Raw genomic sequence first — 14,809 nt, forward strand, 5'->3', positions numbered from 1 at the left:
TAACCTGAACCCGCTATGCGCACGAAACTCATTATGCTCGTGGTGGTTGTGCTCACAACCCTGCAGTGCTCTTCGCCATCATCGTCCTCGTCCGGAAACATCTCTTTCTCCATCTCTTTCACAAAAGAAATGAGCGACCAGGTCCAAGACGGCCGCCTGCTGTTGTTGCTGGCCAACAACAATGCCACAGAACCCCGCTTTCAAATCGGCGACGGGCTGTCGGCACAGCTCGTGTTTGGTGTTGACGTGGAGGGCATGAAGCCCGGCGACAATATCGTGGTAGACGAAGCGTCGGCGTTTGGTTTCCCCGTTCAACATCTCTCCGAAATTCCGAAGGGCGACTACTATGTGCAGGCGCTCATCAATCGCTATGAAACCTTCAAACTCAAAACCGGCCACACTGTGAAACTTCCACCCGACCAGGGCGAAGGGCAGCATTGGGAAAGCAAGCCGGGCAATTTCTATAGCACGCCGACCAAGGTCAGCATCGATGCCACGCAGAAGCAAACCGTGACGCTGGTGATGGACCAGAAAATTCCGGCCATCGTTGAGCCGAAAGACACGAAGTATGTTCGCCACATCAAAATTCAGAGCAAGCTGCTCACAGAGTTTTGGGGCAAGCCCATGTTTCTGGGCGCGCACGTGTTGTTGCCCGAGGGCTTCGACGAACATCCCGATGCGCACTATCCGCTCATGATCTATCACGGCCACTTCCCCTCCGACTTTGGCGGCTTTCGCGAAACACCTCCCGACCCCAAGATGGACACCACCGACTATGCCGCACGCTTTGGCATTTATGGCTACAACAAATTTCAGGAACAAGAGGCCTACAATTTTTATGAACAATGGAAAGGCAAAAAATTCCCCCGCTTCATCATCATCGAAATCCAACACGCCAATCCCTACTACGACGACTCATATGCTGTGAACTCGGCAAACCTTGGTCCCTATGGCGATGCCATCATGAAAGAGCTGCTTCCGGAAATTGAAACAAAGTTCAGGGGCATTGGTCAGGGATGGGCGCGCTTCACCTATGGCGGTTCCACCGGCGGATGGGAAGCCTTGGCCGTGCAGATGTTCTATCCCGACGACTTCAACGGATGTTTTGCGGCATGTCCCGACCCGGTCGATTTCAGATCGTATTGTCTTGTGGATATTTATAAAGACAAGAATGCTTATTGGTATGACGCGCCCTTCAAAAAAGTGCCCAAGCCATCGCACCGGAACTACCTCGGACAGATTCAGTCTACTATGCAGGAAAGCAACCACCTTGAACTGGCGTTGGGCACGCACTCGCGTTCAGGCCAACAGTGGGATATCTGGGAGGCGGTCTATTCGCCTCAAGGTGAAGACGGCTATCCAAAACGCATCTTCGACAAACTCACCGGCGACATCGATCCGACCGTGGCGGCCTATTGGAAAGAACATTACGACCTTCGTCACATTCTGGAAAGAGACTGGGCCACGCTGGGGCCAAAGCTGCAAGGCAAGATCCACATCTATTGTGGCGACATGGACAACTACTATCTGAACAACGCTGTGTATCTGATGGAAAACTTTCTGAAGAAAACACATTCACCGTTCTACAAAGGCGAAGTGGACTATGGCGACCGTGCCGAACATTGCTGGAACGGCGACCACGATAACCCGAACTACGTTTCGCGACTGCGCTACAACACCCAATATCTTCCCAAGATTCTGAAACGCATCCAGGAAAGCGCACCCAAAGGCGCCGACCTGAAGAGCTGGCGCTATTGAAACGACCCACAGCATTCCAACAAAAAACGAAAGCCGCCCCGACAAGTCGGGGCGGCTTTTTTAAGATCTATAAACTGCTGATTTCAAAGAAATCAAGAATACATTTTCGTGTGAAACATCCATCCCAGTTCCCGGCAAACCCGGAATCAGGTAGGGTTAGTTGTTTAGGCCGACATTCCAAACAGGCCGGTGTAGAGGCCCACCACGATGGCCACCACGATCCCGAGGATCAGTAAAATTCTTCGTTTCGTAAACATGTGCAAGAGGGTCATAGCTTTCTGACACTAAAAGTAGTCGAAAGGTTGGACGGCCCCTATAATTTTTCACCGACCTGCACGATATCGAAACTGAAATGACGAAAGCGCGTGCCGAGGTGAAAAGCCCTCACGCGTTTCTTCAACCATCAAACTCCCCGGGAACCGTGAGGTTACTTGGTAGAATAGCCCTTGTTGATCCCTTTCTCCACGGCGGGAATGCCGCGACGCATCCATTCGGGCATGGGCGCGCCTTTCAGGTAGTGATCGAAGAACTGACTCATCCTGATCTGGAAGTCGATCCGGTTTTCGCGTTTCACGGGCCAATGGGGTTCGCCGTTGTAGTTGAGCATCCATGCGGGCTTGTTGAGGCGGCGAAGGGCCATATACATTTCTATTCCCTGATACCAGGGCACATGTCCGTCGGCATCGTTGTGCAGCAGCAACAGGGGTGTTTCAATTTTGTCGGCAAAGAAAATAGGCGAGTTTTCTACGTAGCGCAGAGGCTTGTCCCACAACGTGGCGCCCAGGCGACTTTGCTGATGTTCATATTGAAACATGCGGCTCAAGCCGGTCTCCCAGCGAATGCCACCATAGGCACTCACCATATCGGCCACCACGGCGCCGGCTTCAGCTGCTTTAAAGAAGTTGGTGCGCGTCACCAGGTAGGCCGTTTGATAGCCGCCCCAGCTGTGGCCTTGCAAGCCAATGTTTTTTTCGTCGACAAACCCAAGCGAAAGCAGTTTGGTCACACCGGGCATCACACAATTGTAGGCACTTTGGCCGGGATAGCCCACGCGATAGACAATGTCGGGAACGAAAATGAGATAGCCGTTGCTCGCATACATGGCGCGGTTCACCGACGAGCGCAACGGCTCGGGCGACACATGCTGATGAATGCCATCGCTGTTCTTCTCGTAGTAATAAACAATCATCGGATACTTTTTCGACGCATCAAAGTTGTCGGGCTTGTAGAGCAGGCCTTGCAGCGGCACATTGTCGAGCGACATCCACTTCACAATTTCAACCGTGCCCCACAGGTACTGCTTCATCTGCGGATTGGCATCCGATAGTTTTTTTGACGACGACGGCGCAAAATTCAAATCCGACACCCACACATCGGGAAACTCCCGGAAGTTTTCGCGTGTGAAAATAATTTTGTCGACTTGTTTTGCTTTTGTAGCCACCGCATAACGATGGTCGGTCATCAGCAATCGCGTCAGCGAATTGTCTTTCAGTGAAAGTTTATAGTAGCCCGACTGTTTTGTGGTTTCGTTGAAGGCCGACAGCAACAACGGCTTGGCCGGATCGATGAAACGTTCTTCGGGATCGAGGCGGATGTAGCGAAACACAAGCTTCTGTTCGCGACCAATTTTTGTGATGTTTACCGGTGCTGTTTTGTTTTCGGGATCAACACTCCAGATGTCGTAGCGGTCATACACGAGCAACGCTTTGTCGTCGGCCGTCCAGCCCAATGCACCATAGGCGTCGGGATAGTCGGGAAGATCATTTTCTTCGTCGGCAAATCGCACGGCGATGTTTCGGGTGAGCGATGTTGTTTTTTGCGTAGCCACCGAATAGCTGAACCAGCTGGTGTCGGCAAGGTTGAACCAGCAGGCATAGCGTGCTTTCGGCGACAGGCTGGCGTTGCCTTTCACGTTAGAGAAGATCTGTTGGCGCGCGCCCGTGTTCACATCAACGACATAGGCATCGGTGTTGGTGGAAGGATCATAGAAGTCGGACCAGCGATAGGGCAGGTCGGTGTTGGCCAGTGCCACGTCGGCGTTTCCTTCATCGCCCAACACAATGGCAGGAATTTCTTTGCTGCCCAGCATCACCAGGTTCTTGCTGGCCAGGTGCACGACCGACCAATAAGACTGTTTGCGTTTCGCGTCGAGTTGTTTGTTCTGTTGCGTATAGAGCACGCTGTCGCGCGCACCCCACACTTCCACGCTCACAATTTCTTCGGGCAACAAGGTTGTGTCTTGCACCACGGGCTGGGGATTGACGCCCACAAAAAGTTTGGAGCCATCTTTTGAAAACAACGGTGCTGCATGTTCGCTCACAATCCATTTTTTGGGAAGGGCCGTCGCAGTTTCATCTACCAGCAGCGACGCTTTGGGTTCGCCCGTTTTCCAATAGAAAAGTTTTGGCAAACGTTGTGGTGCTTTGGTGGTGTCGAGGTCGGCCACGAAGGCCACCTGGGTTCCATCTTCGTTCACCGTCAGGTTTTTGAATTTGTGTTTGCTCTTGCCTTCCAGCAGCGCTGTCAGTTTTTCTGTTTGCAGGTCATACCAATACACACCGGGTTTCAGGGTGCTGTCGTTGCCCGTGGTGGCAAAGAGCAGACCTTGTCCGTATTTCGCGAACGTGAAGTCTTTCACAAAGCCAAAGGTTGTCTGCTTTCCGTCAGTGAGTTTTTTCAACACCAGGGTGTAGCCGTTGGTGTCGTTGTTTTTCCTGGGAGCTTTGGGTTTTGTTTCTTTTTTCTTCACCGTGTCGGCAACCGCGGGCTTTGGTTTGTCTTCCGGTTTTGGTTTCACTTCCTTTTTGGCTTCGAGCTGATAGGCCACCCAGCCGCCAACTTTCTCGGGCACCTTATAGGTTTTCACGTCGGGCACCTTTTCTGTTTTGCGCGAGGCAATGGTGTAGATGCCCAGGGTATCTTTCGGAAGGTCTTCCTTTTTCTTTTTCTGACGGCGCAGTTCTTTCACCACATTTTGCTGCGGCTTGATTTTGAACACGGCAAACTTGCTGTCGGCCGTGAGGTTGATTTCAGCTGCGCGTTTAATCGAGTCTTGTGCATTGGTTTTAAGATGATAGAAGATCACCTTGCCGTCGCCGTCCTGCGGGTTCACCGTGAAAGCCACCAATGTGCCGTCAGGGTTTATGGCTTTATACGGAATCTCTTTCCATTGTGCGAAGGCGTCAAACGTCAATGGCTTTTTGGGTGCAACGTTCACGGGCTTTTTTTGCGCGAACAACGATAGCGGTGCGGCCAGCATGGCCAGGGCTAAAAACTTCTTCATGTTCAAAAAGATTATGGAAATACATCTGTGACCTGCACATCGACTTGATCGCGTCAGGACAAACCGTGATTCTTGTTTTTGATTTAAAGGATTTATACAAATGCACTCTGTCCGGTGATGGCACGGCCAACAATCAATGTGTTGATTTCTTTTGTGCCTTCATACGAATAGATCGCTTCGGCATCGGCCACAAAACGGGCGATGTCGTTTTCGATGAGAATGCCGTTGCCACCAAAGAGTTCGCGCGCGTGGCTCACAATGTCGCGGGTGCGCAGGGTGCAAAACACTTTGGCCAGCGAGGCATGTTCGTCGGTGAGTTTTCCATTGTCTTGCAGCTGCGACAGGCGGCACACCATGGTTTGCATGGCGGTGAGGTTGCTCAACATCATCACCAAAAGATCCTGCACCATCTGGAAGCTGCTGATGGTGCGGCCAAATTGCTTGCGCTCGTTGGTGTAGCGAAGCGCGCTTTCGTAGGCACCACGTCCACAGCCCACGGCTTGCCACGCCACACCGGCGCGCGTCATGCGCAACACTTTGGCGGTGTCTTTAAATCCGTTGGCCTCCTGAAGACGATTTTCTTCCGACACCTCGCAGTTGGTCATGGTGATGAGCGCATTCTGCACAATGCGCAGCGCCATCTTGCCTTTTATCTTTTCGGCCTTGAAGCCGGGCGAATCTTTTTGCACGATAAAACCTTTCACATTTCCATCGTCGAGGTCGCGTGCCCAAATGATGATCACGTCGGCAAAGGTGGCGTTGCCAATCCATTTCTTCTGGCCGTTAATGATCCACTTGTCGCCTTCGCGTTTGCAGGTGCACGTGAGGCCGCCCGCTGCACCCGAGCCTACTTCGGGTTCGGTCAGGCCAAAGGCTCCGATCAGCTCCATGCGTTGCATGCGCGGCAGCCATTTTTGTTTTTGTTCTTCCGAGCCGCAATAATAAATGGCGCCCATGGCCAGTCCGCTTTGCACACCGAAGAATGTGGAGATCGAACAATCTACACGCGCCATCTCCATGGCCAAAAATCCTTCGAGCAATGCCGAGCGTCCGGGGCAGCCATAACCTTGATACGTGAGGCCGCAAATGTTGAGCTTGGCCATCTCTGGAATGATCTGGTGTGGAAATTCATCCTTCAGCCAGAACTGATTCACAATGGGCCTGATCTCGCGTTGCATGAACTCGCGCACCTGCAACACAATGGCTTTCTCTTCGGGCGTCAGCAGTTCGTGAAGGTCGTAGAAGTCGCCGTCCACTTCGGGAAACTCGTGTTTCTTTTTGCCGGCCTCCATAAACTTGATGAGCTTCTGCAAATCTTCTTGCTTCATGCTGCTCACCAGGCCCACCATTTTGTTGAGGTCAACTTTTTGCGACAGCTTTCCAATTTTTTCCAGATCAAGTTGTTGCAACAGGCCTACGGTGGCTTTAAATTTTTTGAAGATCGACATACAAAAGTGTTTAGTGGGTCGGAATTGGTTTTTCTACTTCAGGAGCTTATCGAACGTGTTGGTAGCCACATAGTGATAGTTTGGCCGTGCCTTCTCATAGATTTGTTGCGCCTTCTTTTTGCCTTCGGGTGTTTTTACCAGTTCGGTATAGAGCGGCGAGAGAAATTTGCGGCGGCCTGTGTGGATCAGAAAGTCTTCGAGCTTGGCATCGGCCGGCGCATAGTGGTTGCGGATGGTGACCGCGAGCCACACCGTCAGAATTTCGGCGTTGCCCGATGCAGTGAAATGTCCGAGGGCGTCGAGCGCTTTCAGTTGATCGGCCGTGAGTGTTTCGGGAAGGTTCTTTATGAAATGCAGCCATTCGTGTGTGCTCCACTGTTTTGTGATCGATGCATCGACGGTTGATCCGGCTTTCCATTTCGCCAGAACATCGTCCACTTTCGTGAACCGATCCGACGATGGTGTGGGGCAATTTGCAGGCAGGCCTTCCGTGAAGATCCAGGCGTTAAAGTTGGCGTCGTCGAGGGTGATGGAAAAATTGTCTTTATAATATTTTTTGATGTAAGCGATAAACGTGTCGGTGTCCACACCGTGGAAGGCGTTGGCTTTGAAATAGTCTTTCAAAAACGCATCAAACTTGTCGCGGCCGTGTTCGGTTTCGATAGAGCGCAGAAAGAAGTAGCCTTTCACATAGGCGATGTCGCTCACGCCTTCGTCGGGACTTCTGCCTTCCAGGTTCAGTTTCAGTTTGGTGTCGGCATAGTGGTTGTCGGCTTTCAGGTCTACAATGGTTTGCTTCAGATCTTGCAGCGAGAGCACGGCCAGCATTTCAGAATAGTCCACGCCATAAAGTTTCTCCATGATGCGATGTTCGAAATAGACGGTGGAGCCTTCGTTGAGCCAGAAGTCGTTCCACGTGGCGTTGGTCACCAGGTTGCCCGACCAGCTGTGGGCCAGTTCGTGTGCAATCACCGAGGTGAGTGAGCGATCGCCAGCCAGTAGGGTTGGCGTTGCAAAGGTGAGTCGCGGATTTTCCATGCCTCCAAAAGGGAAGCTGGGCGGAAGCACAATCACGTCGTAGCGTTCCCAGGGGTAGGCGCCATACAACGCTTCGGCTCCGGCAATCATCTTTTCCATGTCGGCAAATTCCCAGGCGGCAGTGTCCACCACCGACGGTTCGGCATACACACCGCTGCGGGCGCTGATGGGTTTGAAGGCAATGTCGCCCACGGCCAACGCCAACAGGTAGGCTGGTATGGGTTGCTTCATGTCGAAATGATAGGTGCCCGTTTCATTTTTCTGTTGCGGGTTCGAAGCGCTCATCAAGGGCAGCAGTTGTTTGGGCACGGTCACGTCGGCTTCGTAGGTGAAGCGCACGTTGGGCGAGTCCTGGCAGGGCACCCAGCTGCGCGCGAGAATGGCCTGCGACTGTGTGAACAAAAACGGTTCGCGTTTGCCTGCGGTTTGTTCTGGCGAAAGCCATTGCAACGCTTCTGCGTCGGGCGCAGTTTGATAGTGAATGTGCACGTGTTTCACACCGGGTTTGATGAGCACGGCCAGAGGCTGGCCCATCAACGTGTCTACATTGCCAAGTCTGAAGTCGGCGCGTTGGCCGTTGTCTATGGTGACCGAGTCAATCGCCAGGCCTTTCGTGTCGAAGATGATGATGTCGGCATCGTCTTTTGTTTCGATCTGCCACGAGGCGGTGGCCTTGATGGTGTGCGAAGCAAAGTCGACAGTGGCGTTCCATTTCAAATGTGTTACGCGGGCGTTGTCGGGCACGGCAAACGAATGGGGATCTTGTGATGGCATAACTTCAGTGTGCTTTTCGGAAGGTGAGCAACCCAGCATGAGGGTCGCGGTTAGCAGGGATAAACTTACAGCAAGATATTTCATGGGCAATAGAATTCGGTTCAAAATAAGTTCATCACACCCGGCATCCAACAACAATCTGATGAAGGGTTGTGTTTAAACGCAGGGCGTTGGAGCCGAACGAAATAACACCCGTTTTTCTTTCCGCGCTTGCCACGCAATGGTTATCTTTCCTTTGTCCTACTTTAAAAACCCAAACATCATGAAAACCACCAAAATCATCCTGACGGTCGTTGCCCTGCTGGCCCTGGCCAGCGCGCTGGTGTCGTTCAACCAGGCCGAAAAAAAACGGATTGCCACCACCAAACTCACCCAGATGGTGTCGGACTGGGAACGCGCCAAAGCCTACACCCTGGAGTACATCAACGCGGCCAACGACGATGCGATCAACTTCAAGCCCACACCCGAAATGCGAACCTTTGGCCAGCAGATGTTGCACCTTGCCGAAGCCAACTATGGTCTGGCGGCAGCCGCAGCCAGCAAGCAAAGCCCCGTGCCCTTCGGCTCACTCGAAAAATCGGATCAGTATAAAACCAAAGCGGCGGTGACCAAAGCCGTTTCCGACAGCTATGACTATGTGATTTCCACCGCCAAGGGCCTGGACGAAAAAGCACTGGGCGAACCCGTGAAGGTTTTTAACTTCGACCTGACCCGCGAAACCGCCATGGCCAAAGTGTTCGAGCATCAAACCCACCACCGCGGACAAACCACCGTCTATCTCCGTCTGAAAGGCATCAAACCTCCGGATGAAAAGTTGTTTTGATGCGAAGTCTTCAATAAAAGAAGAACCTTACTGAAAACAGAGAGGCCCCGACAAGTCGGGGCCTCTTTATTTTTTTACGTTTTTCTGAAATCACTTTCCGGTCTCGATGCTTTGATTCCACTCGTAGACCTTGTCGGATATTTCGGTGAGCAGGTTTGGACTTTTTTCCAACGCGTTGCCAATCACAATCATGTCGGCTCCGGCCTCCAGTGCGTTGAACGCTTTTTGACTGGTGTTGATGCCTCCGCCAACAATCAAGGGAACGTTGATGGACTTGCGCACGGTGGTGATCATTCTGGCATTGATTTCTTTTTCGGCACCGCTGCCGGCGTCGAGGTAGATGGATTGGAGGCCCAGCATTTCGCCGGCCATGGCCGTGCATGCGGCCAATGAATATTTGTCGTCGGGAATGGGCGTGGTGTTGCTGATGTAGGCCACCGATGTGATGCGCCCGGAGTTCACCAGAATGTAGCCCGTGGGGATCACTTCCAGTTTTGTGTTGCGAATGATGGGCGCAGCAATGACGTGCTGACCGATGAGCAACTCGGGGTTGCGGCCCGAAATGAGCGACAGGAAAAGCAACGCATCGGCTGTGGGCTCAATCTGCATGGAGTTGCCCGGGAAGAGCACCACCGGTATGGTTACATTTTCTTTGATGACCTTGACCACTTCGGCCAGGTTGGTGGTGGTGACGAGGCTTCCTCCCACGAAGAAATAGTCGATGCAGTTTTCGCTGGCCAGGTTCACAAGTTGAAGAAGCCTCGCCGGATCTTCCGCCTTGTCGGGGTCGACCAAAACCGCGATGGATTTTTTTCCTTGTTCGTGCTTGTCGCGCAGGGTTTTAAGGACGTTCATTCAGTTCGGCTTTCTTTTCGAATTGTGCCTGAATGAAGTCGCCGAGTTTTTCTTTGGCGATGCCCAGCAGAAATACCGTGGCCTGGCTGGCAATGGCCGAACCCACCTGCGACATGATGCCCGGGGCATACGTTTCCTCCACCTCTTCTACTTCGGCGGCCGGTGCTTTGGCCTGCACTACTTTTATTTTCGATGCTTTGGCTTTCGGCTTTTTAGACGAACCCGAAAACTGGCGCATCAGCACATAGGCTGCGGCCAATGTTCCGCCAATGATGAGGGCGTTGGTGATTATTTTTTCTGTCTTGGCAGAGATCAGCTTCACTTCGTCTTCCAGTTCCTGGCGGTGACGTGCCGATTTCTTCAGCAGTTCAATTTTAGGATCGTTCGATTCCAGCAGTTCCATACGCTACTTTTTCTTTTTCTTCATGATTTCAGCCAGTTGCTTTTCCAGCGACTCCGAAAGTGTGTCGCGGAACAGCACCAACAAAATTCCGATCAACAAATAGAAACCCGCCACGGTGGCAAAGCCCCCAAATGTTCCGAGCGACTCGCCGATTTTGTAGGCCACGGCGATGCTGATCAACACAATGAAGAGTGAGAACACCACGGTGAGCACCATAAACAGCAAGACCCTGGCCAATCCCTTGGCCACCTCTTCCTTCATCTCCAGCTTCATCAGCTCGATGCGGGCTTCCACATAGCCGGTGATGTTTTCGATGAGGCTGTCCAGTTTCAAAAATTTCAGAATTGAGTCCTTCAGCACAATAGTATACGAGAGGATGCAATATAGAGAGAAGATTGGAATATCGGGGAATCACTCCATCCCAAACCGGGTCAATTTTTCGACCACCGTGGGGGCTTTGCGGGGCGCCAGCACCTCGTGTTGCAGCAGTATTTTATAGGCCGAGCTCATGTAGTAGCGATGGGTCACCGAATCGGTGGCGTGGGGATAGGTGATCTGTGCCATATACACCGAATCGAAGGCCTGGCCGGCCACGTCCATGCGGGGCAAAATCTCCTGAATACACGACTTGAATTTTCCATGTTTGTCTTCGCCGTCCCAGCAAAAACCGGGGCGGGAGAAACGGAACATTTGCTTGCCCAAAAACAACGTATTGTTTTTCACCGACATCGGATAGATCAGGATGGGCTCTGTGGTCTGGTCGCCATCATAACGTGTCCACTCGCCCGACAGCGTGCGTGCATTGATGCGCACCATCACGCGATAGGGCACCACCTGGCCGGCAGCGTTCAGTTCTTCATAGCCCAGGTTATAGGTTTTCACCGAATCCTGGTTGAAGTAGATGAGCGAGAAGGGTATGAAAAAGAAGGTCACGAGAATGTAGACAAACCCGACCAGCCGGTATTTCAAAGTGAGTTTGCCAAGCCCTTCGGCCAATGCCATCGGCAACTTTCTCAGCACCGGTATCGGGAAAAACAACAACACACCAATGAAGTTGAACAGGAAGTGTGCGATGGCGATGCTAATGGCACCCGATGTGTTGGCATTGAGCATGGCCGCAATAAACGCCGTGATGGTAGTGCCCACGTTGGCACCCATGATGAACGGCGCCGCCTGCTTGAGCGATGCAATTTTTTTGGCTACAATAGGCACCACAACCGACGTGGTGATGGTGCTCGACCGGATGGCCGCCGTGGTGAGCAACCCCCACATAAAAGACTTGAATTGGTTCTTGAAAAAGAAACGCGCAAACAACTCGGGCGACTTGGCCTTGAGCAGGTTGGAGATGAGCCGGCGGAAAATGAGGATCGATCCAAACAACAACACCAGCGCCACAAAACCCAGGAAAAACGCACTGGGAATTTCCTCCAGCAGAAAATCAATGACGGGACTAAAGCCCACCCAAAAATGACTCACCGTGTTTTCGACCGGTGCCACGGTGGGCGTGAAGAAGAAACTCGATATCCACACCGACAGCGACGAGAGGAAGCCATAATAATACTCGAGCGGGAACAACACCACGGTGGTGAGGATGTTGAAGAAGTCGTGATAGGTGCCCGCGGCCACCGCGCGCCGAAATTCCTTTCGCTTGTTGATGAACCCCAGCGACACAATGGTGCTGGTGATGGTGGTGCCAATGTTGGCGCCCATGATGATGGGAATGGCACTCTGGATGGTGATGGACCCCGACGCCACCAATGCCACCACAAGCGAGGTGGTGGTGGAGCTGCTCTGCAACATGGCCGTGATGAGCAGGCCGATGAACAACCCCGTGAACGGATTGGAGGTGGCCAGCAAAATGGTCTCGGCCACATTCTTGCCCAGGTGCTGCAACGACGAGGTCATGAGGTCAAGCGCAAACAGGAACAAGAGGAAGGCACCGGCTATAGACAGCACGATGCGGAGGTTACTCCAGGCTTTATGATTCGACTCGGTGAGTGGGGCAGGTTCCAACTTTCGTAATGTGTGCTAAAAATAATTCTAAAACCTCAGGTGTGGCCGGCTTAACAATAACTTAATGCCGTTTTCTTTTGCCTCAGCTCTTCAAGTACTCCTGCTTCAGCAGCGGGCAGATTTTATAACGCTCGTCTTTGGTGTCTTCATATAGGGCTTCGATGAGCTCATAGACATGCTTCACACCGATGCGGCGACACCACTCAAACGGACCATAAGGATAGTTGGTGCCCAGCTTCATGGCCAGGTCTATGTCGTCGCGGGTGGCCGTGCCGTCCTGCACAGTATAGTAGGCTTCGTTAATGATCATGCAGATGACACGGGGTGTGACCAGCCCCACACGATCGTCTACAATGAGGAAGTCGGTTTTAAGATCTTCACAGAGCTTGCGCAGCAGGGGCTCGTCTTCTTTTTTCCAGAGACTCACTTCCATCACGTCGCGCGTGAGAAAGGTGGGCAGACCGTTGAAGCCGAAGATGGTGCTGGTGAGGGCATGGTCGGTGAGGTGCACCAGTTCGCCAAGACTCACCTTGCACGTGTTGAGAAAAACTTTCACAGCGTGGTGGTTGTAGATCTCAAACTCGTGCACTTCCTCTTCGATGATGAAGTCGAACACGAGGTCGGTGTTGCGCAGGAATTTTTCGGCGTCGCGGTGTTCGCTCACCCGCGAGTAGGTGTGTTTGTCTCCGAATTTCTGATGACACTCCTGGAGGTTTACCTGTTCACCGATAACTAAAATATTCATGCGCGAAGCTAAATCCGTTTGACGATTCACTATTTTTGACGACTGCTAAATTAATTTTTAAACTCCACAATCATGTCAAAAACTGTTGTTTATTCCGCCAACGCACCCGAACCCATCGGTCCCTATAGCCAGGCCATCCAGGCCGGCAACATGCTTTTCATCAGCGGGCAAATTCCCATGAAGGCGGGTGCCATTGTGACGGGCACGATCGAAGAAGAAACCGAACAGGTTATGCAAAACCTCGCGGCCATCCTGAAAGCCGCCGGCCTCGACTTTTCGGCCGTGGTCAAGTCGTCGATCTTTTTGAAGAACATGGGCGATTTCCCCAAAGTGAACGAGGTCTATGGAAAATATTTCACCCAGGCACCACCCGCCCGCGAAACCGTGGAAGTGAGCCGCCTGCCCAAAGACGTAAATGTTGAGATTTCTTGTATCGCCATAAAATCGTGACGTTGAGGGCCTAGGCCCTCTTTTTTTTCAGAAAGGCTCACGAAAACGCGAAGATTTGTGAAGCGAATTTGGAAATTTAGGAATCGGAATTAAATTTGCACTCCCAAATCAATCACACCCACACACACCAATGATTTTTGCGGGAGTAGCTCAGTTGGTAGAGCACGACCTTGCCAAGGTCGGGGTCGCGAGTTCGAGTCTCGTTTCCCGCTCAACAAGAGGTTAAGAACCTCAACCCAAACCCCTCTCCACAAGAGAGGGGCTTGTTTTTTAAGGAGGTTTTGGAAAATCCTCCGCGGTTGCCTGAAGCATGCATGCCAGGCGAAAGAGTTTGCCCGGGTGGTGAAATTGGTAGACACGCAGGACTTAAAATCCTGTGACCCTAAAAGGTCGTGCGGGTTCAAGTCCCGCCCTGGGTACTTGAGAAAATAAATTTGATGCCCCGACAAGTCGGGGCTTTTTTATTGGCCTTTTCGGTCTCCTTCCTTTTAGCAGTCGTGTCGCGCCTTTACCTTAGTGCTGCGAAAAAATCTCCATCATGAAAAACTCCGCCTTCGTTCTGCTGCTGTTGTTGGGTGCCTGCGCGCCAAAAAAAGAAACCATTGTCATCACCCAAACCAACGTGCGCGATGTGCTCACCCAATATGGCAAAGACAATCCGGAGACCGAGGTCACCATCGAGACCCGCCTGGGCAACATGCGCCTCAAACTTTATGACGACACGCCGTTGCACCGCGCCAACTTCATCAAGCTCATCAAAGACGGGCAGTATGACGAAGCCGATTTTTATCGCATCGCCAACGGCTTCATGATTCAGGGCGGAAACCTGAACAAAAAACTTAACTACCGTGTGCCTGCCGAATTCAACCCGGCACACTTTCACAAAAAAGGTGCGTTGTCCATGGCCCGTGTAGACGAAAACAATCCAAACAAGGAATCGTCGGCGGCGGAGTTTTTTATTGTGCAGGGCACCACCTACTATGAGGAAGACATTGTGGCCGCCGAAAAAACGCTGGGCATTTCGCTAACACCCGAGCAACGACAGACCTACGTGACGCTGGGCGGCTATGTTGACCTGGACCAGAAATACACCGTGTTTGGCGAAGTGATTGAAGGCCTGGACGTGATCGACAAAATTGCGCACGAAAAGGTCTACGACCTGGAGAAACCCCTTCAGAAAATTCCGATGGTCGTGAAGGTGGTTGAGAAAAAATAAACG

Annotated in this window: 12 protein-coding genes and 2 tRNA genes; 6 read left to right on the forward strand and 8 right to left on the reverse strand. The window is 52.1% G+C overall.

Going from position 1 to position 14,809, the window contains the following annotated elements:
- The first annotated feature begins 15 nt into the window (after positions 1-15).
- Positions 16-1,758 (forward strand): alpha/beta hydrolase, encoded by a 1,743-nt coding sequence (locus JI741_RS10430; RefSeq protein ID WP_236675989.1) that lies wholly within the window; start codon positions 16-18, stop codon positions 1,756-1,758.
- A 427-nt stretch (positions 1,759-2,185) separates the two neighbouring features.
- Here the strand turns inward: JI741_RS10430 and JI741_RS10435 are convergent, their stop codons facing one another.
- From JI741_RS10435 to JI741_RS10445, 3 genes are all read right to left on the reverse strand, one after another.
- Entirely contained in the window at positions 2,186-5,041 is a 2,856-nt protein-coding gene (locus JI741_RS10435) for an alpha/beta hydrolase family protein (RefSeq protein ID WP_202009010.1), read from the reverse strand.
- A 92-nt stretch (positions 5,042-5,133) separates the two neighbouring features.
- A complete protein-coding gene (locus tag JI741_RS10440) occupies positions 5,134-6,489 on the reverse strand; it encodes an acyl-CoA dehydrogenase family protein (protein WP_202009011.1) in 1,356 nt (451 codons plus the stop codon).
- A 33-nt stretch (positions 6,490-6,522) separates the two neighbouring features.
- Positions 6,523-8,301 carry a M1 family metallopeptidase gene (locus tag JI741_RS10445; RefSeq protein WP_236675990.1) on the reverse strand — a complete coding sequence of 593 codons (1,779 nt, stop codon included), beginning with the start codon at positions 8,299-8,301 and terminating at the stop codon, positions 6,523-6,525.
- 262 nt (positions 8,302-8,563) lie between these two features.
- Between JI741_RS10445 and JI741_RS10450 the strand changes: the two genes are divergently transcribed.
- Positions 8,564-9,124, forward strand: a complete 561-nt coding sequence (locus tag JI741_RS10450) for a DinB family protein (protein ID WP_202009013.1) — start codon at positions 8,564-8,566, stop codon at positions 9,122-9,124.
- A gap of 90 nt (positions 9,125-9,214) precedes the next feature.
- On the opposite strand, the gene JI741_RS10455 is transcribed toward JI741_RS10450, so the two are convergent.
- From JI741_RS10455 to JI741_RS10475, 5 genes are all read right to left on the reverse strand, one after another.
- Complete coding sequence (locus JI741_RS10455; protein ID WP_202009014.1) at positions 9,215-9,979, reverse strand: phosphoglycerol geranylgeranyltransferase; 765 nt, start codon at positions 9,977-9,979, stop codon at positions 9,215-9,217.
- Complete coding sequence (locus JI741_RS10460; protein WP_202009015.1) at positions 9,966-10,382, reverse strand: hypothetical protein; 417 nt, start codon at positions 10,380-10,382, stop codon at positions 9,966-9,968. Before JI741_RS10460 ends, JI741_RS10455 begins: the two co-directional genes overlap by 14 nt.
- A 3-nt stretch (positions 10,383-10,385) precedes the next feature.
- The gene (locus tag JI741_RS10465) at positions 10,386-10,742 is read right to left on the reverse strand and encodes a phage holin family protein (protein ID WP_202009016.1); all 357 of its coding nucleotides are present in this window, start codon (positions 10,740-10,742) and stop codon (positions 10,386-10,388) included.
- 51 nt (positions 10,743-10,793) lie between these two features.
- On the reverse strand, positions 10,794-12,395 hold the full coding sequence (locus tag JI741_RS10470) for a Na/Pi symporter (protein ID WP_236675991.1): 1,602 nt from the start codon (positions 12,393-12,395) through the stop codon (positions 10,794-10,796).
- 82 nt (positions 12,396-12,477) lie between these two features.
- Positions 12,478-13,140, reverse strand: coding sequence for a 3-hydroxyacyl-CoA dehydrogenase family protein (locus tag JI741_RS10475; protein ID WP_202009017.1), 663 nt, complete (start codon positions 13,138-13,140; stop codon positions 12,478-12,480).
- Between the two features lie 72 nt (positions 13,141-13,212).
- On the opposite strand from JI741_RS10475, the gene JI741_RS10480 reads away from it, so the two are divergent.
- From JI741_RS10480 to JI741_RS10495, 4 genes are all read left to right on the forward strand, one after another.
- Positions 13,213-13,590 (forward strand): RidA family protein, encoded by a 378-nt coding sequence (locus tag JI741_RS10480; protein ID WP_202009018.1) that lies wholly within the window; start codon positions 13,213-13,215, stop codon positions 13,588-13,590.
- A 139-nt stretch (positions 13,591-13,729) separates the two neighbouring features.
- Positions 13,730-13,802 (forward strand) — tRNA-Gly (locus tag JI741_RS10485).
- A gap of 121 nt (positions 13,803-13,923) precedes the next feature.
- Positions 13,924-14,009: transfer RNA gene (locus JI741_RS10490), tRNA-Leu, on the forward strand.
- Positions 14,010-14,128: 119 nt separating this feature from the next.
- Entirely contained in the window at positions 14,129-14,806 is a 678-nt protein-coding gene (locus tag JI741_RS10495) for a peptidylprolyl isomerase (protein ID WP_202009019.1), read from the forward strand.
- Positions 14,807-14,809 lie beyond the last annotated feature (3 nt).

Origin of the sequence: Chryseolinea lacunae (genome assembly GCF_016735595.1) — a bacterium.
GTDB lineage: Bacteria > Bacteroidota > Bacteroidia > Cytophagales > Cyclobacteriaceae > Chryseolinea > Chryseolinea lacunae.